14 protein-coding genes and 5 tRNA genes are annotated in these 20,686 nt (G+C 69.9%); 10 read left to right on the top strand and 9 right to left on the bottom strand.

Going from position 1 to position 20,686, the window contains the following annotated elements; all coding sequences use genetic code 11:
- The first annotated feature begins 212 nt into the window (after nt 1-212).
- From ACFY9I_RS08075 to purM, 4 genes are all read left to right on the top strand, one after another.
- Nucleotides 213-1,010, top strand: a complete 798-nt coding sequence (locus ACFY9I_RS08075; RefSeq protein ID WP_390998231.1) for a sterol carrier family protein — start codon at nt 213-215, stop codon at nt 1,008-1,010.
- 55 nt (nt 1,011-1,065) lie between these two features.
- Entirely contained in the window at nt 1,066-1,893 is an 828-nt protein-coding gene (locus ACFY9I_RS08070; RefSeq protein WP_390998228.1) for an META domain-containing protein, read from the top strand.
- Nucleotides 1,894-1,977: 84 nt separating this feature from the next.
- Nucleotides 1,978-3,504 (top strand): amidophosphoribosyltransferase, encoded by a 1,527-nt coding sequence (purF, locus tag ACFY9I_RS08065; RefSeq protein ID WP_390998225.1) that lies wholly within the window; start codon nt 1,978-1,980, stop codon nt 3,502-3,504.
- 53 nt (nt 3,505-3,557) lie between these two features.
- Nucleotides 3,558-4,628: a phosphoribosylformylglycinamidine cyclo-ligase gene (purM, locus tag ACFY9I_RS08060; protein ID WP_390998223.1), complete on the top strand. Its 1,071-nt coding sequence runs from the start codon at nt 3,558-3,560 to the stop codon at nt 4,626-4,628.
- 209 nt (nt 4,629-4,837) lie between these two features.
- On the opposite strand, the gene ACFY9I_RS08055 is transcribed toward purM, so the two are convergent.
- Both ACFY9I_RS08055 and ACFY9I_RS08050 read right to left on the bottom strand, forming a co-directional pair.
- Entirely contained in the window at nt 4,838-5,095 is a 258-nt protein-coding gene (locus ACFY9I_RS08055) for a DUF3073 family protein (protein WP_390998220.1), read from the bottom strand.
- A gap of 323 nt (nt 5,096-5,418) precedes the next feature.
- The gene (locus tag ACFY9I_RS08050; RefSeq protein ID WP_390998219.1) at nt 5,419-6,513 is read right to left on the bottom strand and encodes a Glu/Leu/Phe/Val dehydrogenase dimerization domain-containing protein; all 1,095 of its coding nucleotides are present in this window, start codon (nt 6,511-6,513) and stop codon (nt 5,419-5,421) included.
- A 223-nt stretch (nt 6,514-6,736) separates the two neighbouring features.
- On the opposite strand from ACFY9I_RS08050, the gene ACFY9I_RS08045 reads away from it, so the two are divergent.
- Nucleotides 6,737-7,579 carry a hypothetical protein gene (locus tag ACFY9I_RS08045; RefSeq protein ID WP_390998217.1) on the top strand — a complete coding sequence of 281 codons (843 nt, stop codon included), beginning with the start codon at nt 6,737-6,739 and terminating at the stop codon, nt 7,577-7,579.
- A gap of 617 nt (nt 7,580-8,196) precedes the next feature.
- The gene (gene bldC / locus ACFY9I_RS08040; protein WP_003949541.1) at nt 8,197-8,403 is read left to right on the top strand and encodes a developmental transcriptional regulator BldC; all 207 of its coding nucleotides are present in this window, start codon (nt 8,197-8,199) and stop codon (nt 8,401-8,403) included.
- Nucleotides 8,404-8,983: 580 nt separating this feature from the next.
- Here the strand turns inward: bldC and ACFY9I_RS08035 are convergent.
- From ACFY9I_RS08035 to ACFY9I_RS08005, 7 genes are all read right to left on the bottom strand, one after another.
- Nucleotides 8,984-9,175 (bottom strand): DUF6274 family protein, encoded by a 192-nt coding sequence (locus ACFY9I_RS08035; RefSeq protein WP_390998214.1) that lies wholly within the window; start codon nt 9,173-9,175, stop codon nt 8,984-8,986.
- 908 nt (nt 9,176-10,083) lie between these two features.
- Nucleotides 10,084-10,158, bottom strand: a tRNA-Asp gene (locus tag ACFY9I_RS08030).
- A gap of 100 nt (nt 10,159-10,258) precedes the next feature.
- A complete protein-coding gene (hrpA, locus tag ACFY9I_RS08025; protein WP_390998211.1) occupies nt 10,259-14,248 on the bottom strand; it encodes an ATP-dependent RNA helicase HrpA in 3,990 nt (1,329 codons plus the stop codon).
- Nucleotides 14,249-14,361: 113 nt separating this feature from the next.
- A tRNA-Phe gene (locus ACFY9I_RS08020) sits at nt 14,362-14,435 on the bottom strand.
- 24 nt (nt 14,436-14,459) lie between these two features.
- Nucleotides 14,460-14,534 (bottom strand) — tRNA-Asp (locus ACFY9I_RS08015).
- Nucleotides 14,535-14,571: 37 nt separating this feature from the next.
- A tRNA-Glu gene (locus ACFY9I_RS08010) sits at nt 14,572-14,644 on the bottom strand.
- Between the two features lie 82 nt (nt 14,645-14,726).
- Nucleotides 14,727-16,436 (bottom strand): metallophosphoesterase, encoded by a 1,710-nt coding sequence (locus ACFY9I_RS08005; RefSeq protein ID WP_390998208.1) that lies wholly within the window; start codon nt 16,434-16,436, stop codon nt 14,727-14,729.
- Between the two features lie 150 nt (nt 16,437-16,586).
- Between ACFY9I_RS08005 and ACFY9I_RS08000 the strand changes: the two genes are divergently transcribed.
- From ACFY9I_RS08000 to ACFY9I_RS07985, 4 genes are all read left to right on the top strand, one after another.
- Nucleotides 16,587-16,937: a metallopeptidase family protein gene (locus ACFY9I_RS08000; protein ID WP_390998206.1), complete on the top strand. Its 351-nt coding sequence runs from the start codon at nt 16,587-16,589 to the stop codon at nt 16,935-16,937.
- A gap of 119 nt (nt 16,938-17,056) precedes the next feature.
- Nucleotides 17,057-17,584 (top strand): hypothetical protein, encoded by a 528-nt coding sequence (locus tag ACFY9I_RS07995; protein WP_390998203.1) that lies wholly within the window; start codon nt 17,057-17,059, stop codon nt 17,582-17,584.
- A gap of 389 nt (nt 17,585-17,973) precedes the next feature.
- Complete coding sequence (locus ACFY9I_RS07990) at nt 17,974-20,121, top strand: DEAD/DEAH box helicase (RefSeq protein ID WP_390998201.1); 2,148 nt, start codon at nt 17,974-17,976, stop codon at nt 20,119-20,121.
- A 368-nt stretch (nt 20,122-20,489) separates the two neighbouring features.
- A tRNA-Lys gene (locus ACFY9I_RS07985) sits at nt 20,490-20,562 on the top strand.
- Nucleotides 20,563-20,686 lie beyond the last annotated feature (124 nt).

Here is a 20,686-nt window from a genome sequence, read left to right as displayed (position 1 = left end):
CCGGTCACTGGCAGCGTGAACAGGGCCGCGTCCGGCGCAGGCAGTCGGCGCACATCCGCCCCGTAGGCTCCAGGGTGCCGTAGCGCAGGAAGGAGCGCGGCTGATACCGCAGAGCGTGCAGAGGAGATCAGGGCGCGCTCCTCAGGAGCAGCAGGCATGATCGCCGCCCTCCAGACCTCTCTCCGCGGCCCCTTCCACGTACGCTCAGCACCGTGCCCCCCGCCAGGAAACGCCCCCGCGCCTACGACCCCGCCAAGACCCGCAAGGCCGTGCTGGCCCAGTTCGGGAACGTACGGGAGGCGGTGGGCACACTCACCGGCGAGCGACTCGCGCTGCCGACCCGGCTGGGGGAGTGGACCGTACGGGACCTGGCCGCGCACATCACCATGGCCGTCGAGAGCGTCAGCCGCGCCCTCGACCGGGACGCACCGGCGAAGGCCGACCTCGGCCCGCTCGACTACGCCTCCCCGACCGCCACCCACGCCGATGCCATCGCCGAGGGCAGCCACGACCTCGCCGAGGCCTCCCCCGATCTCGTCGCCCTCTACGCGGAGGTGGAGCAGCGGCTCACCGAAGGGCTCGCCGCCGCCCCGCCGGGCCGGGTCCTCGACACCCGCGCCGGCGGCATGGCGCTCGACGACTACCTGCTCACCCGCACGATCGAGCTCGTCGTGCACACCGACGACCTGAACGCCGCCGTCCCCGCCCTCGACATCCCGTTCGACCGGCAGGCCCTCGCGACCTGCGTCCGGCTGCTCGCCGACACCCTCGCCGTCCGCGCGCCCGGCGGTTCGACGGAGGTGCGGATACCGCCGTACGCAGTCGTGCAGTGCGTGGAGGGGCCGAGGCACACCCGGGGCACCCCGCCGAACGTCGTCGAGACCGACCCGCTGACCTGGATCCGCCTCGCGACCGGTCGGCTGGAGTGGGCCGTGGCCCTGGACAAGGCCGAGGTCAGTGCGAGCGGCGAGCGGGCCGATCTCGGCGGGCTGCTGCCCCTGATGTGCTGAGCCGCCCCCGCGAAACGGAGTGGAACCGCCCACGCACCCCACCCGTCCCACCGGCATGGACAAGCAGCGACTGACCCGCACCGCCCTGCCCCTCACGGCTCTGGCCCTGCTGCCGCTGATCGCGGCCTGCGGCACCGAGCCGGCCGGCGACTCCGGCAGCAGTTCCGTCGGCTCGGGCGCGACGAAGACCGCCGTCACCGGCGTCCGCTGGGCCGTCGACAGCCTCACCGTCGACGGCAGGACCGAGAAGGCGCCCGACGGCGCGTATCTGAAGATCGCCGACAACGGCGAGGTCGACGGCAACTACGGCTGCAACACCTTCGGCTCGACCGCCGCCTTCAAGGACGACGGCCTCGACTTCGAGGCCGCACGGTCCACCGAGATGGCCTGCGGTGACGCCTCCATGAAGTTCGAGGAGACCTTCGCCCGCACGCTCGACAGCGAGAAGTTCACGGCCGAGACCACCGACGGCAGGCTCACCCTCACCACGGGCGACGGTGACACCGTCGAGCTCAGCGAGGAGCAGCCCGCCGAGCTGTACGGCACCAGGTGGCGGATCGATTCGCTCATGGACCACGACGTCGCCACCTCGCTCCCCGAGGCCGCTCAGGGCAAGGCCTGGTTCACCCTCGACAAGAAGGCGGGCACACTGAGCGGCAACCTCGGCTGCAACGAGGTCTCGGCGAAGGCGACGGTGAGCGAGGACCGGATCACCCTGGGCAATGCGCGGACCACCCGCAAGATGTGCTCCGACTCACTCATGGCCGCCGAGCGGACCCTCCTGGGGCTCTTCAAGGGCACGGTGGAATATCGGATCGATCACCGCAGTATCACGCTGACCAGCGAAAACGACGCGGGTGTCGGCGCCGTCGCCGACAAGTGACCTGCGGCGGCCCGCAGTCGGGGACCGGGGCGGGCGAGGTCACCGGATTCGGACCGGTGCGCGATCTCGCCTACACTCGGTGGTGTGCCACGTGGTGACGGACGACTCAACCACGACCTTCTCCCCGGCGAGAAAGGCCCCCAGGACGCGTGTGGCGTCTTCGGTGTCTGGGCCCCGGGCGAAGAGGTCGCCAAGCTCACGTACTTCGGGCTCTACGCCCTCCAGCATCGGGGCCAGGAATCCGCGGGTATCGCGGTCAGCAACGGCTCCCAGATCCTCGTCTTCAAGGACATGGGCCTCGTGTCCCAGGTCTTCGACGAGACCTCGCTCGGTTCCCTCCAGGGTCACATCGCGGTCGGTCACGCCCGCTACTCGACCACCGGCGCTTCCGTGTGGGAGAACGCCCAGCCCACCTTCCGTGCCACCGCGCACGGCTCCATCGCGCTCGGCCACAACGGCAACCTGGTCAACACGGCCCAGCTCGCCGAGATGGTGGCCGACCTGCCCAAGCAGGAGGGCCGTACGCCGCGCGTCGCGGCCACCAACGACACCGACCTGCTCACCGCGCTCCTCGCGGCCCAGGTCGATGCCGACGGCAAGCCGCTGACCATCGAGGAGGCCGCCCACACGGTCCTCCCCCAGGTGCGCGGTGCCTTCTCCCTCGTCTTCATGGACGAGCACACCCTCTACGCCGGGCGTGACCCGCAGGGCATCCGCCCGCTGGTCCTCGGCCGCCTGGAGCGCGGCTGGGTCGTCGCCTCAGAGTCCGCCGCCCTCGACATCTGCGGCGCGTCCTACGTCCGCGAGATCGAGCCGGGCGAGTTCATCGCCATCGACGAGAACGGTCTGCGCAGCTCCCGATTCGCGGACGCGAAGCCCAAGGGCTGTGTCTTCGAGTATGTGTACCTGGCCCGTCCGGACACCGACATCGCCGGCCGGAACGTGTACCTCTCCCGGGTGGAGATGGGTCGCAAGCTCGCCAAGGAAGCTCCTGTAGAGGCCGATCTGGTCATAGCGACCCCGGAGTCCGGCACCCCGGCCGCCATCGGCTACGCGGAAGCCTCGGGCATCCCGTTCGGTGCGGGTCTGGTGAAGAACGCGTACGTCGGACGTACGTTCATCCAGCCCTCCCAGACGATCCGGCAGCTCGGCATCCGGCTGAAGCTGAACCCGCTGAAGGAAGTCATCAAGGGCAAGCGCCTGGTCGTGGTCGACGACTCGATCGTCCGCGGCAACACCCAGCGCGCCCTGGTCCGCATGCTCCGCGAGGCGGGCGCCGCCGAGGTCCACATCCGGATCTCGTCGCCCCCCGTGAAGTGGCCCTGCTTCTTCGGCATCGACTTCGCCACCCGGGCCGAGCTCATCGCCAACGGCATGACGATCGATGAGATCGGCACCTCGCTGGGCGCCGACTCCCTGGCGTACATCTCCATCGACGGCATGATCGAGGCGACCACCATCGCCAAGCCGAACCTCTGCCGTGCCTGCTTCGACGGCGAGTACCCGATGGAGCTGCCGGACCCCGAGCTGCTCGGCAAGCAGCTTCTGGAGACCGAGCTGGCAGCCGGGCCCGCCGCCACGGCCGCGGCCGACGCGATCCGTCGCCCGTAGTCCGCCCGCATCACCTGCTCATCTGCAGTACGACACGAAGGTTCTCACTAGCCATGTCTGAGACAACCGGTGCCAGCTACGCAGCCGCGGGCGTCGACATCGAGGCGGGCGACCGCGCCGTAGAACTCATGAAGGAGTGGGTGAAGAAGACCCGGCGCCCCGAGGTCCTCGGCGGCCTCGGTGGCTTCGCCGGCCTCTTCGACGCTTCCGCCCTCAAGCGCTACGAGCGCCCGCTGCTCGCCTCCGCCACGGACGGCGTCGGCACGAAGGTCGACATCGCCCGTCAGCTGGGCGTGTACGACACCATCGGCCACGACCTGGTCGCGATGGTGATGGACGACATCGTGGTCTGCGGCGCCGAACCGCTGTTCATGACCGACTACATCTGTGTCGGCAAGGTTCACCCCGAGCGTGTCGCCGCCATCGTCAAGGGCATCGCCGAGGGCTGTGTGCTGGCCGGCTGCGCCCTGGTCGGCGGTGAGACGGCAGAGCACCCCGGCCTCCTGGGCCCGGACGACTTCGACGTCGCCGGCGCCGGCACGGGCGTGGTCGAGGCGGAGAACCTGCTCGGCCCGGATCGCATCCGCACGGGTGACGCGGTGATCGCGATGGCGGCCTCCGGCCTTCACTCGAACGGGTACTCGCTCGTCCGCCATGTGCTGCTGAACCAGGCCGGTCTCTCCCTGGACGCCGAGATCCCCGAGCTCGGCCGCACGCTGGGAGCGGAGCTCCTGGAGCCCACCAAGATCTACTCCCTGGACTGTCTGGCGCTCACGCGTACGACGGAAGTACACGCCTTCAGCCATGTGACCGGTGGCGGCCTGGCCGCCAACCTGGCCCGTGTGATCCCCGACACCCTCCACGCCACGGTCGACCGCTCCACCTGGACCCCGGCCCCGATCTTCGACCTCGTCGGCAGGACGGGGCAGGTCGAACGCCTGGAGCTGGAGAAGACCCTGAACATGGGCGTGGGCATGATCGCCATCGTCCCGCAGGAGTCGGCGGACGTGGCACTCACCACACTGGCCGACCGAGGCGTCGATGCCTGGGTGGCGGGCCAGATCACCGACCGCGCCGACCACACGACGGGCGCGGAACTCGTGAGCGACTACGCACGAGGCTGAACAGCAGTGCGCCCTCATGGGTGGCCGAAGGCACACCCATGAAGGGCGCGGGGAACTGCGTGAGCAACCACGCATGAACCGAAGTCGCCCAGACACGGTGATTCCCGAGCTGTGTGGTGCTCCGCCACAAGCGGAGTGGAACCGCACAAAACCCGGTCCGGCGCTCATCGCACCGGACCGGGCAGGCCACGGTTATACCGCCGCAGGCATCACGCGCCGCGACGATGCGACGCGGGACCGGACTGATCGTCCTCATCGTCCTCATCGTCGACGTTGTAAAGATCCGCGTACTGGGCGTACGGGTCGTCGTCGTCTTCGTCGTCCTCGAACGGCTCGCCGTTCGGAGGTTGGCTCGAAGTCGATGCGCCCAGCTCGCTGGCCAGACGCGACAGGTCAGTCCCGCCGCTGTTGTACTTCAGCTGGCGGGCGACCTTCGTCTGCTTGGCCTTGGCCCGGCCGCGCCCCATGGCTCGACCCCCTCGGTGACGGGGCTCGACGGCCCCAGAGTCTTGACACGCGTTCATGATCTGGAACGGGCTCTCCGTGGAGAGACCGGTCCGTAGGGCTTCCACGGTACCTGAGCCCGCGCCCATACGATACGTCGCCCGCAGGACGTGCCTGTGCCCAGAACCCGCGAGGTGCCCTTTCCTCGCTGGTCAACGGCGATTTTAACCGTTTCCGGGCGGGCGACCCGCCGACGGAAGTGAGAGTTGTCTCTAAAGCCGCCGCCGGGTACCGGCGACGTCGTACGGCAGCCGTGCGACCGCCGTACGACGTCCCTGCCGACCCTTCAGCGACCGCGCCCCGCGGCCGCCTCATGCATCCGTTGCTCGGCGATCCGGTCGGCCGCGGCGGCCGGCGGAACACCATCCGTCTTCGCACGTGCGAAGATCGCCAGCGTGGTGTCGTAGATCTTCGCCGCCTTCGCCCTGCACCGCTCGAAGTCGAACCCGTGGAGCTCGTCGGCGACCTGGATGACCCCGCCGGCGTTCACCACGTAGTCCGGCGCGTAGAGGATGCCGCGGTCGGCGAGGTCCTTCTCGACACCGGGGTGCGCGAGCTGGTTGTTGGCCGCGCCGCACACGACCTTGGCGGTCAGCACGGGAACGGAGTGGTCGTCGAGGGCTCCGCCGAGCGCGCAGGGGGCGTAGATGTCGAGTCCGTCGAGGCGGATCAGGGTCTCCGTGTCGGCCGCGGCGGTGACCGCTCCAGGGTGCCGGTCGAGGATCCGCCGTACGGCGTCCTCCCGCACGTCCGTGATCACGATGTCGGCGCCCTCGGCCCGCAGATGCTCCACGAGGTGGTGGCCGACCTTCCCGACGCCCGCGACGCCGACCCTGCGGTCGCGCAGCGACGGGTCGCCCCACAGGTGGTGGGCGGAGGCCCGCATGCCCTGGTAGACGCCGAAGGCGGTGAGCACGGAGGAGTCGCCGGCGCCGCCGTTCTCGGGGGACCGGCCGGTGGTCCAGCGGCACTCACGGGCCACGACGTCCATGTCGGCGACATACGTGCCGACGTCGCAGGCGGTCACGTACCGGCCGCCCAGCGACGCCACGAACCGGCCGTAGGCGAGCAGCAGCTCCTCGCTCTTGATCCGGTCGGGATCGCCGATGATGACGGCCTTGCCGCCGCCGTGGTCGAGACCGGCCATGGCGTTCTTGTAGGACATCCCACGCGCGAGGTTCAGGGCGTCGGCGACGGCCTCCGCCTCGGTCGCGTACGGGTAGAAGCGCGTGCCGCCGAGAGCGGGGCCCAGCGCGGTGGAGTGGATGGCGATGACGGCCTTGAGGCCGCTGGCCCGGTCCTGGCAGAGCACGACTTGCTCGTGACCGCCCTGGTCCGAGTGGAACAGGGTGTGCAGGACGCCGTCAGATACTTCGGTCACTGTGGTGACTCCTGGGTAAGAAGCGGCGGGTGGTGACAGGCTCCCGTACGGGTGGCGGGGGCTGTGAGCATGAGATTAGAGCCTGCGACCGCCGTAGAGCGGCGCAGCCTCAGGATCACCCCCCGCCCGGAGTACGGGCGTGGTGGAATCCGCACAGTTTTACGACCCGCCCGTGTGCGGGTTCCGCAGGTTTCCCCGGTGGATGCCGGGGGAGGGAGCAGGGGTGCCCAAGGTGTCCTCGGTGATCGTCCCGTACGCGTCCTACCTCCGCGTGTACGAGCCGCTGGCGGCCTTTCCGGAGTCCGAGCGCGACCACTGGGCCCGCTACGCCCGGCGCACGGACCGGCCCTCCTACCAGGACGAGCTGCGCCGTTCGCTGGCCGATCTGCTGCCCGTCCCGCCGATCCCGGTGCCGGTGCACGAGAGCGGCGACGCCTTTGTGCTGGATGTCGACGGGGTTGTCTGCGTCTGCCCCTGGCGGACCCGGCTGCGCGGCTGGCAGGCGCTCGGCGACCTGGCCGAGGAGCTGCCGGCCCCGCTGCTGGACGCGGTGCTGCCGCCGCTGGTCCGCCAGCAGGCCAGCCAGGACTACGAGCGCTGGATGGCCGGCAACCCGGATGCCCGGCCGTGGATCCGCACCTCCACCTGGCACGTGCCGCTGAACTGGTTCGTCCTCGTCTCGGACGAGGAGCGGACGTACGAGAAGGGCTCGGACGAGACCTCGCCCGTGCTGCGCTACCGCACGCCCATGGTCCAGGCCCGGCGGCGTGTGGCCCGGGGGCTGCGGGCGCTGCGGGACGCGCTCGACGAGGGGCCGCTCATCGACGGTCTGATCGACGTGGGCCGCTGGCTGGAGGAGTTCCACCCGCGCTCGTACGTCGAGCTGGACTACGGCGGCCTGGTGCATGTGCTGCCGGCCGGGGAACTGGACGGCGACCATTCGGCCGCCGATGTGGCCGAGGGCATCGAGGCCCTTCGCAGTGGCGACGGTCTCGCCGCGGGGGAGGCGTACGGTCGGCTGGTCGAGCGCTGGCGGGCGGTACGGGACCGACGCTCGGCGAACTGAGCGGCACCCGCGCGACGGACTGAGCGGATCGAAGCTTCCAGCCGTACTTGTGACTTGTGGGGCCGGTGGGGAAAAGGCTTTCCACCGGGCCTGAAGCATGGTGAACTGTCCACCCTTGGCCCAGGCTTGACACACCGAAGTTCCACACGGGTGTCATCATGGGACGTAGGTCCCGATCCGGGCTTTTTCCATCAAGAAGCCGCCAAGCGTGACGGATTGCACTTACGTGGGCCTTGCCTCTTACGTACCTCCTCGTGTCAAAATAGGACAAGGAGCCCGGGGGAGGCTTCTTCTGCCCACCTATGGGTGGAATCTCAGCATTGCACGCTATTGGGGGGTCTCGTGACTCCTGCACGCCACTGTGACTGATCGTCACAGTGGCGTGACTGTCCGCTATGGCATGGTCCATCGGCATCCGTCGCTGATGAACACCTGGGAGGGCAATTCCATCGGTTTGGCCGACGCGGCTGGACAGATGGTGTAGTTGTAGTGCCGAGGACAAGCCGTTCGTCCTATAACCGACTCGACTCGCGTCCGCCATTTCGGGCAACGCGGGTCAAGGTGCAGAATTTAGAGGAAAGAACCGAGAAGGTTCGGTTCTCCCGAGGAGGCCGCTCATGACCGCTCGCACCCCTGATGCCGAGCCGCTGCTGACCCCGGCTGAGGTCGCCACCATGTTCCGCGTCGACCCCAAGACGGTCACGCGGTGGGCGAAGGCCGGCAAGCTCACGTCCATCCGCACGCTCGGCGGACATCGCCGTTACCGCGAGGCTGAGGTCCGCGCACTGCTCGCGGGTATTCCGCAGCAGCGCAGCGAGGCCTGAACCATCGCATGACAGGGCATTTCGGCTGGTCCCCCAATCGGCCGGGAGCCTGAAAGCACCGCTCAAACGCTCCAAGCGACGCGGGTTCTGCCCCAACAGCTCCCACGCCCGAGCCATACAGAGCTTTCCAGGCGGCCACACGCCCTCTGGACATCGTCAGGCAAGCATCACGGGTGCGTCGTAGATCGCGCTGGACTCCGCCGGGTCCAGCGCGATTTTTTTGTGCCCGGGGGGTCGACGGGATCTGTGGGGGTGTGAAGTGGGGGTGCGCGGCGCGCGGTGAGGGTGTGGGGCGCGCGGGCCTGGAGGTTTCGGGTCCGGGAGCGGCGGGTTGTGCGCGGGCTTGTCGGACTCTGAGGAGGGGTGTCGGATCTCCTGTGCAGGCCCTAGGAGACTGGTGCAATTGCACATATTAAATTGACCAGTTGTAGGCGGTCTGTAAGTGCGGGGGGTCTGGAAACTTCTGAGGTGACACCCGTCACACATCAGGCCCCTTGCTTCCCTGTCGGCATCTGCGATAGAGGGGGCGGGAGTTGGGCGAGCCCCGTCCTCGCCGAGTGTCTTCCCTGAGGGGCGCGTCTCACGCCTTGGAAGGGGTGCCGTCCTCCGCTGAGCCCTCGGCGCCGTCCTCGCCGCCCGGTGTGGGCTCCGTCGCCAGCCGGAGCAGGCGGTGGCAGATGGGGCAATGGCGGGTGAGGTGGCGGTACGAGGAGGCGGCCGACAGATGGGCGCGGAGTAAGGCGCGGGTCTCATGCCGAGCGGACGCCGCCATACGCCACCTCCAGGGGTCTCGGGGCCCTGCATCTGGGGTACCGGCGGAATGTGACGCCGTCAACCCCCACGGCGTCCCGCACGGTCGAGCGACAGCTCACCCCGGGCGCCCCCGACCGAGCGACGCCTCGCCCTCGCCCTCGCCACCGTTCACGGTCGGGCGACGTCTAGCCCCTGTCGCCGTTCACGGTCGGCGGCGCCTCCCCCTCGCCGCCGACCACGCCGGGCAGTGTCTCGCCCCCGCCGCCCTTACCCGTCCCATCCCCAGGGGCTGCCGCCCCTTCGACCCCGCCGTCGGGCCCGGGGTGCCGCCCCGGCCCGACGGCGAAAACCCGGGCTGCGCTCCGGGGCCCCGCCGAGGCTCCACGTGGGGCTGCGCTCCGGGGACTCGGCGGCAGCCTCTGTCGTCGGGCTGCGCCCTCGGGACTTCGCGGCAGGCTCAGGGTGTAGCTGCGCTCCGGGAGTCCAACTGTGAGCTGTGTCGTGGAGTTGTGTCCGGGGGAGCTCAATCGCAGGCTCTGTCTTCGGGCTGCGCTCCGGGAAGTCGACCGCAGGCTCTGTCGTGTAGCCGCGCCCCCGGGTGTCCGATCGCAGGCTCCTCCGCGGGGCTTGTCGTGTGCCCGGCCCCGCGCCTGCCAGGTGCGTTGCGTTCCGGACCCTGCGGGGGTGCTGCGCTCCTGGTCCCGGGAGACGCGCCGACCCCTGGCTGCGCCCAATTTCCCGCGGGGCGCCATGGCTTGCTGGGCCGTGCTGTGCGGCGAACGGGGTCGCGTGCCGGAGTGATCGTGGTGGTGGGCGGGGCCGTTGCCCGGAATCCTCTCGGCCGGGACGTCACGCGAGCGTCCTTCCCGGCCCGGTGGCAACGCGAAAGGCCCGCATCCTCGAAGGATGCGGGCCTTTCGTATCGTGCGGTCCTGACGGGATTTGAACCCGCGGCCTCCACCTTGACAGGGTGGCGAGCACTCCAAACTGCTCCACAGGACCAGGTTTCGCAGTCCGCGCCTTGTTGCCGGGCTGGCCTGCGAGAAGAGACTCTACAGGAGCGGAAGCCCGTCGGTCGAACTCACCCGGTGTGCACGGCCCGTTACGGAACTGCCGCGTCGATCGCCTTCACGATCCGCTTGTCGGAGACGGGGTAGGCGGTGCCCAGGGCGTGGGCGAAGTAGCTGACCCGCAGTTCCTCGATCATCCAGCGGATCTCCAGGACGGGGGAGGGCACGGGCCGGCCCTGCGGGAGCTGCTCCAGGAGCCAGGCGTACTCGTCGCGCATCTCGTGGACCTTCTCCATGCGGGAGGTGTCCCGCTGGACTCCGGTCGGCATCTGCTGCAGACGGCGGTCGGCCGCCACCAGATAGCGCATCAGGTCCGGCAGGCGGCGCAGCCCCGCCTCCGTCACGAACCCGGGTTTCACGAGGGCGTCCAGTTGCCCGCGTACGTCCGCGAGGTTGGGCAGGAGGGCCGGGCTGCGGGTGGACTTCAGACGGCGCTCACAGGCCTGCCAGGCGGCGAGGACCTGCTGCACCTGCCCGACGGTCCGCACGGTCGTGTCCACGATCTCGGCGCGGACCTTGTCGTACAGCTTGCGGTACGACGACTCGTCCCACGCCGGTCCGCCGAAGTCGGCGATCAGCTTGTCGGCCGCCGCCATCGCGCAGTCGTCGAACAGGGCCTGGATCGAACCGTGTGGATTCGCCGAGAGCGCCAGCTTCTGCGCGTTCGTCAGCTTTTCGCTCGCGAACTTCGCAGGGTTGACCGGAATGTTTCGAAGGATGAGCCTTCGTGTGCCCTTCCACATCGCCTCCGTCTGTTCCGCCTCCGTGTCGAAGAGGCGTACCGAGGCGGTGTTCGCCGTGGGTCCGTCGTCGACGAGCGCCGGGTAAGCCTTCACCGGCTGCCCGGCACGGCGGGTCTCGAAGACGCGGGTGAGGGAGCCGATCGTCCAGTCCGTCAGACCCTTGCGCTCCAGCGACTCGCCGCCCTGGCGCTCGGCGGTGGCGGCGGCGGCCTGGGAGAGGGCCTTGCGCGCCCTCGGCTTCAACTGGAGGCGCAGCGACTCCAGGTCCTTGGCCTCGGACAGTTTCCGGCGCCGCTCGTCGACGATCCGGAAGGTGATCTTCAGGTGGTCGGGGACCCGGGACCAGTCGAAGTCCTCGGGCGTCACGGGCACGCCCACCATGCGCTTCAGCTCACGCGCCAACGTCACGGGCAGCGGCTCCTGCAAGGGCACCGCGCGGTCCAGGAAGCGCTTCGCGAAGTCGGGGGCCGGTACGTAGTTCCTGCGGATCGGCTTCGGCAACGACCTGATCAGCTCCGTCACCACCTCCGCCCGCAGGCCCGGGATCTGCCAGTCGAAGCCCTCGTCCGTGACCTGGTTGAGGACCTGGAGGGGGATGTGGACGGTCACTCCGTCCGCGTCGGCCCCCGGCTCGAACTGGTACGTGACACGGAACTTGAGCTGTCCCTGGCGCCAGGAGTCCGGGTAGTCGGCCTTGGTGACCGCCTCGGCCGACTCCCGGATGAGCATCTCCCGCTCGAAGTCCAGGAAGTCGGGTTGCTCGTGGCGTTTGCGCTTCCACCAGGAGTCGAAGTGGGCGCCGGAGACGACGTGCTCGGGGACCCGCTGGTCGTAGAAGTCGAAGAGCGTGTCGTCGTCGACCACGATGTCCCGGCGCCGGGCCCGGTGCTCCAGCTCCTCGACCTCGCTGAGGAGCTTGCGGTTGTCGGCGAAGAACTTGTGGTGCGTCCGCCAGTCGCCCTCGACCAGCGCGTTGCGGATGAACAGCTCGCGGCTGGCCTCCGGGTCGATCCGGCCGTAGTTGATCTTCCGTTGGGCGACGATCGGTACGCCGTACAGCGTGACCTTCTCGTACGCCATCACGGCCGCCTGGTCCTTCTCCCAGTGCGGTTCGCTGTACGTCCGCTTGAGGAGGTGCTCGGCGAGCGGCTCGACCCATTCGGGCTCGATCCTGGCGTTGACGCGGGCCCAGAGGCGACTCGTCTCCACCAGTTCGGCCGACATCACGAAGCGCGGGGGTTTCTTGAAGAGGGCCGAGCCGGGGAAGATCGCGAACTTGGCGTTCCGGGCGCCCAGGTACTCGTTCTTGCCCGCGTTCCTCCCGCCCTCTCCCCCGGCGTCCTTCACGTCCTTCATGCCGATGTGGGAGAGCAGGCCGGCCAGGAGCGAGACATGGACGTGCTGCTCAGGGGCGTCGTCCTCGTTGAGGTGGATGCCCATCTGCTTGGCGACCGTGCGGAGCTGGCTGTAGATGTCCTGCCACTCGCGGATGCGCAGGAAGTTCAGGTACTCCTGCTTACACATCCGGCGGAAGGAGGACGAGCCGCGCTCCTTCTGCTGTTCGCGGATGTACCGCCAGAGGTTGAGGAAGGCGAGGAAGTCGCTCGTCTCGTCCTTGAAGCGGGCGTGCTGCTGGTCCGCCTGGGCCTGCTTGTCGGCGGGGCGCTCGCGCGGGTCCTGGATGGAGAGCGCGGCGGCGATCACCATGACCTCGCGGGCACAGCCGTTCTTGTCGGCCTCCACGACCATACGGGCCAGGCGCGGGTCGACGGGCAGCTGGGAGAGCTTGCGGCCCATGTCGGTGAGGCGCTTGCGTACGTCCTTCTGCGCCGGGTCGAGCGCGCCGAGCTCCTGGAGGAGCTGGACGCCGTCGCGGATGTTGCGGTGGTCCGGCGGGTCGATGAAGGGGAACTTCTCGATGTCGCCGAGGCCGGCCGCGGTCATCTGGAGGATGACGGAGGCGAGGTTCGTACGGAGGATCTCGGCGTCCGTGAACTCCGGGCGGGCGAGGAAGTCGTCCTCGCTGTACAGGCGGATACAGACACCGTCGCTGGTACGGCCGCAGCGGCCCTTGCGCTGGTTGGCGCTGGCCTGGGAGATCGCCTCGATCGGCAGGCGCTGGACCTTGGTGCGGTGGCTGTAGCGCGAGATACGGGCGAAGCCCGGGTCGATGACGTACTTGATGCCGGGGACCGTGAGGGAGGTCTCGGCGACGTTGGTGGCCAGAACGATCCTGCGGCCCGTGTGCGGCTGGAAGACGCGGTGCTGCTCGGCGTGCGAGAGCCGGGCGTAGAGGGGGAGGACCTCCGTGAAGCGGTAGTTCTTCTTGATCAGGGCGTCGGCCGTGTCCCGGATCTCGCGCTCACCGGAGAGAAAGACGAGGATGTCGCCCTTGCCCTCGGCCTGCAGCTCCTCGACGGCGTCGCAGATCGCGGTGATCTGGTCGCGGTCGGAGTCGTCGGAGTCCTCTTCGAGGAGCGGGCGGTAGCGCACCTCGACGGGGTATGTACGGCCGCTGACCTCGACGATCGGGGCGTCGCCGAAGTGCCGGGAGAAGCGCTCGGGGTCGATGGTCGCCGAGGTGATGACGACCTTGAGGTCGGGGCGCTTGGGCAGCAGCTGGGCCAGGTAGCCCAGCAGGAAGTCGATGTTGAGGGACCGCTCGTGGGCCTCGTCGATGATGATCGTGTCGTAGGCGCGCAGCTCGCGGTCCGTCTGGATCTCGGCGAGCAGGATGCCGTCCGTCATCAGCTTGACGAAGGTGGCGTCCGGATTCACCTGGTCGGTGAAGCGGACCTTCCAGCCGACGGCCTCGCCCAGGGGTGTCCGCAGCTCCTCCGCGACGCGCTCGGCGACCGTACGGGCGGCGATACGGCGGGGCTGGGTGTGCCCGATCATGCCGCGTACGCCGCGCCCCAGCTCCATACAGATCTTGGGGATCTGGGTCGTCTTGCCGGAGCCGGTCTCACCCGCCACGATCACGACCTGGTGATCACGGATGGCGGCCGCGATCTCGTCCTTCTTCTGGCTGACGGGCAGTTGCTCGGGGTACGAGACGGCCGGCACGCGTGCGGCGCGCTCGGCCATGCGGGCCTCGCCCTTGGCGACCTCCGCCTCGATCTCGGCGAGCACGGCGGCCCGGGCCTCGGGCTTACGGATCTTGCGCGCGCCTTCGAGTCTGCGCCCGAGCCGGTGCGCGTCGCGCAGGGACAGCTTGGCCAGACGGGGGGCGAGGGCGCCGAAGGCGGCAGCGGCAGCGGGGGCGGGTTGAGTGGACATACGGGACCCAGGATCTCACCTCGGCGAAACAAGGGGCGAACGCTTTTGCGTCCGGCCGTCACCGCACAGACGAAGACCCCCTCCGGTCGCCCGGAGGGGGTCTTCGTTCACTGTGGCTGGGGCCGGGGTCGAACCGGCGACCTATCGCTTTTCAGGCGATCGCTCGTACCAACTGAGCTACCCAGCCGCGATGTTTCACGTGAAACACCAGCGGTCCTGACGGGATTTGAACCCGCGGCCTCCACCTTGACAGGGTGGCGAGCACTCCAAACTGCTCCACAGGACCAAGCTTGTGCGGGACTAGTCTCGCACAGTGTGATGCGTGCCCCCAACGGGATTCGAACCCGTGCTACCGCCTTGAAAGGGCGGCGTCCTAGGCCGCTAGACGATGAGGGCTATACGGCCCGCCTGGGCGCTTCGTCAGCGCGTCGGGGACGTGAGAAGCATACGGGGTGGCGGGAGGTATCGCCAAAACGGTTTACGGGCCACCGGAGGGCGCGCGGGTTGACGTGGTGCCGGAGGGGGACGGCGACCCCCCGGAGGGGGAGGGTGACCTGGGGCCGGAGGGTGACGGTGACGTGCCGGAGGGGGACGGGGAGCGTTCGTCCCCGGGTTCGGCCCCCGGCTTGTTCTCCTTCGGCAGGTGGCGACTGACCTCGGCCGTGGTCAGGCCCAGCCCGCCGAGCTTGATCTCGTCCCAGGCCTGCAGACGCCGGGTGTCACGGTCGAGGTACAGGACCGAGGCCTCGATGGGATCGGGGTGCTTGCCCTCCACGGCCCGCAGACCGCTGCCGCCGGTCGAGCCCTCGATACGCAGGCGGGTGCCCTGGTCGAGGATCTCCATCTCCGGGTGGTGCAGATGCCCGGCGAGCACGAGCGGGACCTGGCCGTCGGTCTGCCGGGCCGCGTCCGGGTTGTGGGCGACCGCGATGTCCACGGGGGTGCCCGCCGCCCGTTCGGCACGCAGGGCGTCCGCCAGCCGCCGCCCGGCCACCTCCTCCGAGGGCAGGCCCGCCTTCTCGGTCGAGCGGTCCGGGGTGAACTGCGGGTCCCCGATCCCCGCGAAGCGCAGCCCGCCGACGGTCACCGCCTTGCCCCCGTCGAGGACGTGCGCGTTGTCGATGCCCTCCAGATAGCGCTGCGTCGCGCGCGAGTCGTGGTTGCCGCGCACCCAGACGTACGGCGCGCCGAGGTCGGCGATCGGGTCCAGGAACGGGTTCTCGGCGGCGCTGCCGTGGTCCATGGTGTCGCCTGAGTCGACGATGACGTTGATCTCGTACTGCTCCACCAGCGAGGCGATGATCTTCCAACTCGCGGGGTTCAGATGGATGTCGGAGACGTGCAGGACGCGGATGGTCGTGGGGTCCGGCTGGTACGCGGGGAGCGTGGAGGTGACGTCGTACAGCTTGGTCACGTTCGTCACCAGGCGGGCCAACTCCTTCTGGTAGATGTCGAACTCGGTGACGATGCTGCGCGCGTTGCCGACGAGGGACGGTGCGGAGGAGAGCAGTCCCGAGAATTTCGGCTCCAGGACGGAGTTCGGGTTCCAGGTCGCGGCGGCCGTCCCTCCGGCGCCGGCCAGGAGGGCGAAGGCGAGGCCGCCGGCGGCGAGGGCGCGGCGGGGGCGGCGGAAGACGGCGAGGCCGAGCGCGGTGGCCCCGGAGACGACGGCGACACCGGAGCGTACGGCCAGGTCGACGGTGCCGTGCTGGACGTCGGAGGCGATCTCCTCCTGCAGGCCGGAGATCCGCTCGGGGTGGTCGACCAGGGCCTGGGCGCGCTCCGGGTCGAGCTGGTCGACGTTCACGTCCAGGCGTACGGGGGCGTTGTGGCTCTGCAGTTCCAGGGCGCCCAGCGGGGAGACGTTGATCTTCGTGCCGCCGGTGAGGGACGGGCGCAGGGTCATCGTCGTGTTCATGGGGCCGACGGGGGTGCGGACGTTCCCCACGATCAGCAGGCCCAGCCAGGCGCCCAGCAGGACGACCGCGATCAGACCGAGCGCGCGGCCCCAGGGGTGGGGGTGGTGGACCAGCTCCAGGGTCGGCTGGGCGCGGCGGGAGCGGTAGTGCCGGGCCAGGGCGCGGGGTGCGCGTGGCACGACCCTGGCAATGCGGCGCAGGGCCGTACGCAAAGTGGCGGCTGCGGTGGCGGTGGTCGTGGTGGCTGGGGCGGCGGGGACGCGGGCCATTGGTCCCGTATGCCCAGGGGCGGGGGCGGATATGCGACGGGATGTGCCGGGTGCGCGCACGCGCGGGTGCGTCGTGTGACGTGCGGGCATCGGGCGATCCGCGGGTCCGGAGGCTTCGGTCGGGGGCGGGTCGTGCATGACAATGGCCCTGTGCTGGAGATGACGCGCGAGGAGTTCGAGGAACTGGTCGCCGAGGCGTTGGACCGGATCCCACCGGAACTGACGCGGCTGATGGACAACGTGGCGGTGTTCGTCGAGGACGAGCCGCCCACCGACGACCCGGAGCTACTGGGGCTGTACGAGGGGACTCCGCTCACCGATCGCGGGGAGTGGTACGCGGGGGTGCTGCCGGACCGGATCACCATCTACCGGGGGCCGACGCTGCGGATGTGCGAGACGCGGGAGGACGTGGTCGCGGAAACCGAGGTGACCGTGGTCCATGAGATCGCGCACCACTTCGGGATCGACGACGCTCGGCTGCACGCGTTGGGCTACGGATAGTCCCGGTGATCGGGGTTCGGCTCGCGTGGGCGGCCCCTTCGCGCGGCGCGTGTCTTCTTGTGGGCGGCGGGAGTTGGGCAGGGGGACTCCTCTTCCCGCCCCCCTCGGAGGTGGCCGCCGTGCGCGCCTTGAACGTATCCGTCCGTCTGGCCGCCACGGTCATGGCCGCCGCGGCAGCCGCCGGCTGTATGAGCGTGGGGGACGACGGGCGGAAGCCCGGGCCGTCGCCCTCCGCCGGTCAGCGGGGCGGTGAGACACCGGACGGGGGCACCGCGATGACGGGCGGAGGCGGTACGGGCTACCACGCCGGGCGGGGGAACCGGAAGGGCCCCGCCTCGTCCGAACCCTCCGCGTCGCGGTCGGCGTCCGCGTCGGCGTCGGCTTCCGGGGCCGCGAAGCCGTCCGGGAAGGGGGCGCCGCCGAAGGGGGGCAAGGGCGAGGGGAAGGGTGAGCGGCCGGAGGAGCCCGAGCCGACGAAGGGGGAGCCGACTCCCACGCCGACCGTGGTGGAGCCCGAGCCGGAGCCGACGAAGCCCGTGGAGTCGCCGTCGCCGGAGCCTTCGGCCGAGCCGTCGTCGTCCGCGCACGAGCAGGGGGCGCAGTTGGTGGAGCGGGAGCCGGCGCCTCGGGCGGGGGACGCGGCGTAGGCCTCCGGCGGTTGGGCCGGGTGTGGGTGGCCTGTCTGTGGTTCGGGGGCGTCGGTGGTGGTGGGTGGCCGTGTGTGCGGCGCGTCGGTGGTGGGTTGAGGGCGTGTGGCGGGTGCGGGTGGGGTGAGGGCTGGTCGCGCAGTTCACCGAGCCCCTCGCGGGGCTTCGTAGGGGTGCTGTGACCTGCTGTTATCGGCTCGGTTTGCCTTGAGGGGTGGGGGGTGCGTATGGTGGTAGATCGTTTGATCCCATTTGCCCGGCGCCACCGCAGAGCGCGCCGTGTGGCGCGTACTCTCCTTTGCCGTGGCGGACCGCATAGAGGCGGTCGTGTGCGAATCACGGAGTTGACGGGCGCGTGCCGACGAGACTCCGGAAGGTTTCGCATACGCATGTCCATTTCCATTACTGATCACGTCGTCGTGCCCGAGAACGGCGAGGACGTCGAGGGCGTCGAGGGCGCCACGAGCGCTTCCGTCGAGGAGGCCCCGCAGGCCACCTTCGCCGACCTCGGCCTCCCCGAGGGCGTCGTGCGCAAGCTCGCGCAGAACGGCGTGACCGTCCCCTTCCCGATCCAGGCGGCGACCATCCCGGACGCCCTGGCCGGCAAGGACATCCTCGGCCGTGGCCGCACCGGCTCGGGCAAGACCCTGTCGTTCGGTCTGCCGACCCTGGCCACGCTGGCCGGCGGCCGCACCGAGAAGCACAAGCCGCGCGCCGTCATCCTCACCCCGACCCGTGAGCTCGCGATGCAGGTCGCGGACGCCCTCCAGCCGTACGGCGACGTCCTCGGGCTGAAGATGAAGGTCGTCTGTGGCGGTACCTCCATGGGCAACCAGATCTACGCCCTGGAGCGGGGGGTCGACATCCTCGTCGCCACCCCCGGCCGTCTGCGCGACATCATCAACCGTGGTGCCTGCTCGCTGGAGAACGTCCAGATCGCCGTCCTCGACGAGGCCGACCAGATGTCGGACCTGGGCTTCCTGCCCGAGGTGACCGAGCTGCTCGACCAGGTCCCGGCCGGCGGCCAGCGGATGCTGTTCTCCGCGACGATGGAGAACGAGATCTCCACGCTGGTCAAGCGTTACCTGAGCAACCCCGTCACGCACGAGGTCGACAGCGCCCAGGGCAACGTCACGACCATGTCGCACCACATCCTGATCGTGAAGCCCAAGGACAAGGCGCCGGTCACCGCCGCGATCGCCTCCCGCAAGGGCCGCACCATCATCTTCGTCCGCACCCAGCTCGGTGCCGACCGTATCGCCGAGCAGTTGCGTGACGCCGGTGTGAAGGCGGACGCGCTGCACGGCGGTATGACCCAGGGCGCGCGTACCCGCACGCTGGCCGACTTCAAGGACGGTTACGTCAACGCGCTCGTCGCGACCGACGTCGCCGCCCGGGGCATCCACGTCGACGGCATCGACCTGGTGCTCAACGTGGACCCGGCCGGCGACCACAAGGACTACCTGCACCGCGCGGGCCGTACGGCGCGTGCCGGGCGTACGGGCACGGTCGTGTCCCTCTCCCTGCCGCACCAGCGCCGCCAGATCTTCCGGCTGATGGAGGACGCGGGCGTCGACGCCGGGCGTCACATCATCCAGGGCGGTTCGACGTTCGACCCCGAGGTCGCGGAGATCACCGGTGCCCGGTCGATGACCGAGGTCCAGGCCGAGTCCGCCGGCAACGCCGCGCAGCAGGCCGAGCGTGAAGTCGCTCACCTCAGCAAGCAGTTGGAGCGGGCCACGCGCCGCGCCGCCGAGCTGCGCGAGGAGGCCGACCGGCTGACCGCGCGGGCCGCGCGCGAGCGGGGCGAGGACCCGGAGGCGGCCGTCGCCGCCGCGTCACAGGCCACCGCCGCCGTCGCCGCCGTGGAGGCGGAGGAAGCGTCTTCGGTCGAGGCCCCGGCCGCGATCGTCGAGCAGCCGGGCCACGAGCGCCCGGCGTACGAGCGTCCTTCGTACGACCAGCCGCGTCAGCGCCGCGAGGAGCGGGGCAACGGCGGCTACGAGCGTCGTGACAACGACCGGGGCGACCGTGGTGGGTTCCGTCGGGACAACGACCGTCGTGACGGTGACCGTGGTGGGCGTTCGTTCGAGCGTCGTGACAACGACCGTGGTGGGTTCCGTCGGGACAACGACCGTCGTGACGGTGACCGTGGTGGGCGTTCGTTCGAGCGTCGTGACAACGACCGTGGTGGCTTCCGTCGGGACAACGAGCGTGGGGGCTTCGACCGCCGGGACGACCGTCGTGACGGTGACCGTGGTGGGCGTTCGTTCGAGCGTCGTGACAACGACCGTGGCGGGTTCCGCCGGGACAACGACCGTGGCGGCCGCTCCTTCGAGCGTCGCGACGAGCGTGGCGGGCACCGCGGCAGCGACCGTCCGTTCAACCGCGACCGGCAGGGCGACCGTCCGGGCTTCCGCTCCGGCGGCCACGAGCGCCCGTCCGGCCGTCGTGACGACCACCGCGGCACCGGCACCGGTACTGGTTCCTCCTTCGGCCGCCGCGACGAGAAGCCGCGCTGGAAGCGCAACGGCTGACGTCGACTGAGACGGACCTACGCAGTGAAGGGCCCGTACGACTCCGGTCGTACGGGCCCTTCGGGCTTGTCCGGTCTTGATGACCCTTCGGCCGTGGTGTGGCACATATCACGTCCCCGGTGTCGGTCACGAGCATGAGCGCGGCGCGGCCCGGGAGGCGGCACGAAGGGGGCGCCGGAGCCCATCGACCCTGGGAGCGGCCACCGGTCGACCGGCCCGGCTTCCCCCGATCTTCCGCCGTTCTTCCGCCTGTTCCGTTCTGCGGCGGACCTTTTTACGGCCCACGACGCGGCCGGACACCGATACCCGATCGGACTCCCGGCCGTGTCCGGCTATGCTCATGGAGGCAACATCACGCAACCACGCCTGGGCCCTTAGCTCAATTGGCAGAGCAGTGGACTTTTAATCCATTGGTTGTGGGTTCGAGTCCCACAGGGCCTACGGTTCGCGGGCGGGGGGCATCCCCTCTGACCTGCTACGCAGCGCCTGAGCCGGCTTCGGTCGGGTCGGGCGCTGCTTCGTTCTCAAGTCACTGCGTGAGCGGATGCGCTCGTGGCCTGGGGAT

Origin of the sequence: Streptomyces sp. NPDC012510 (assembly GCF_042955065.1) — a bacterium.
Lineage (GTDB): Bacteria > Actinomycetota > Actinomycetes > Streptomycetales > Streptomycetaceae > Streptomyces.
Note: the sequence above shows the minus strand (reverse complement) of the source record. Positions and strands in the feature narration are given on the sequence as shown.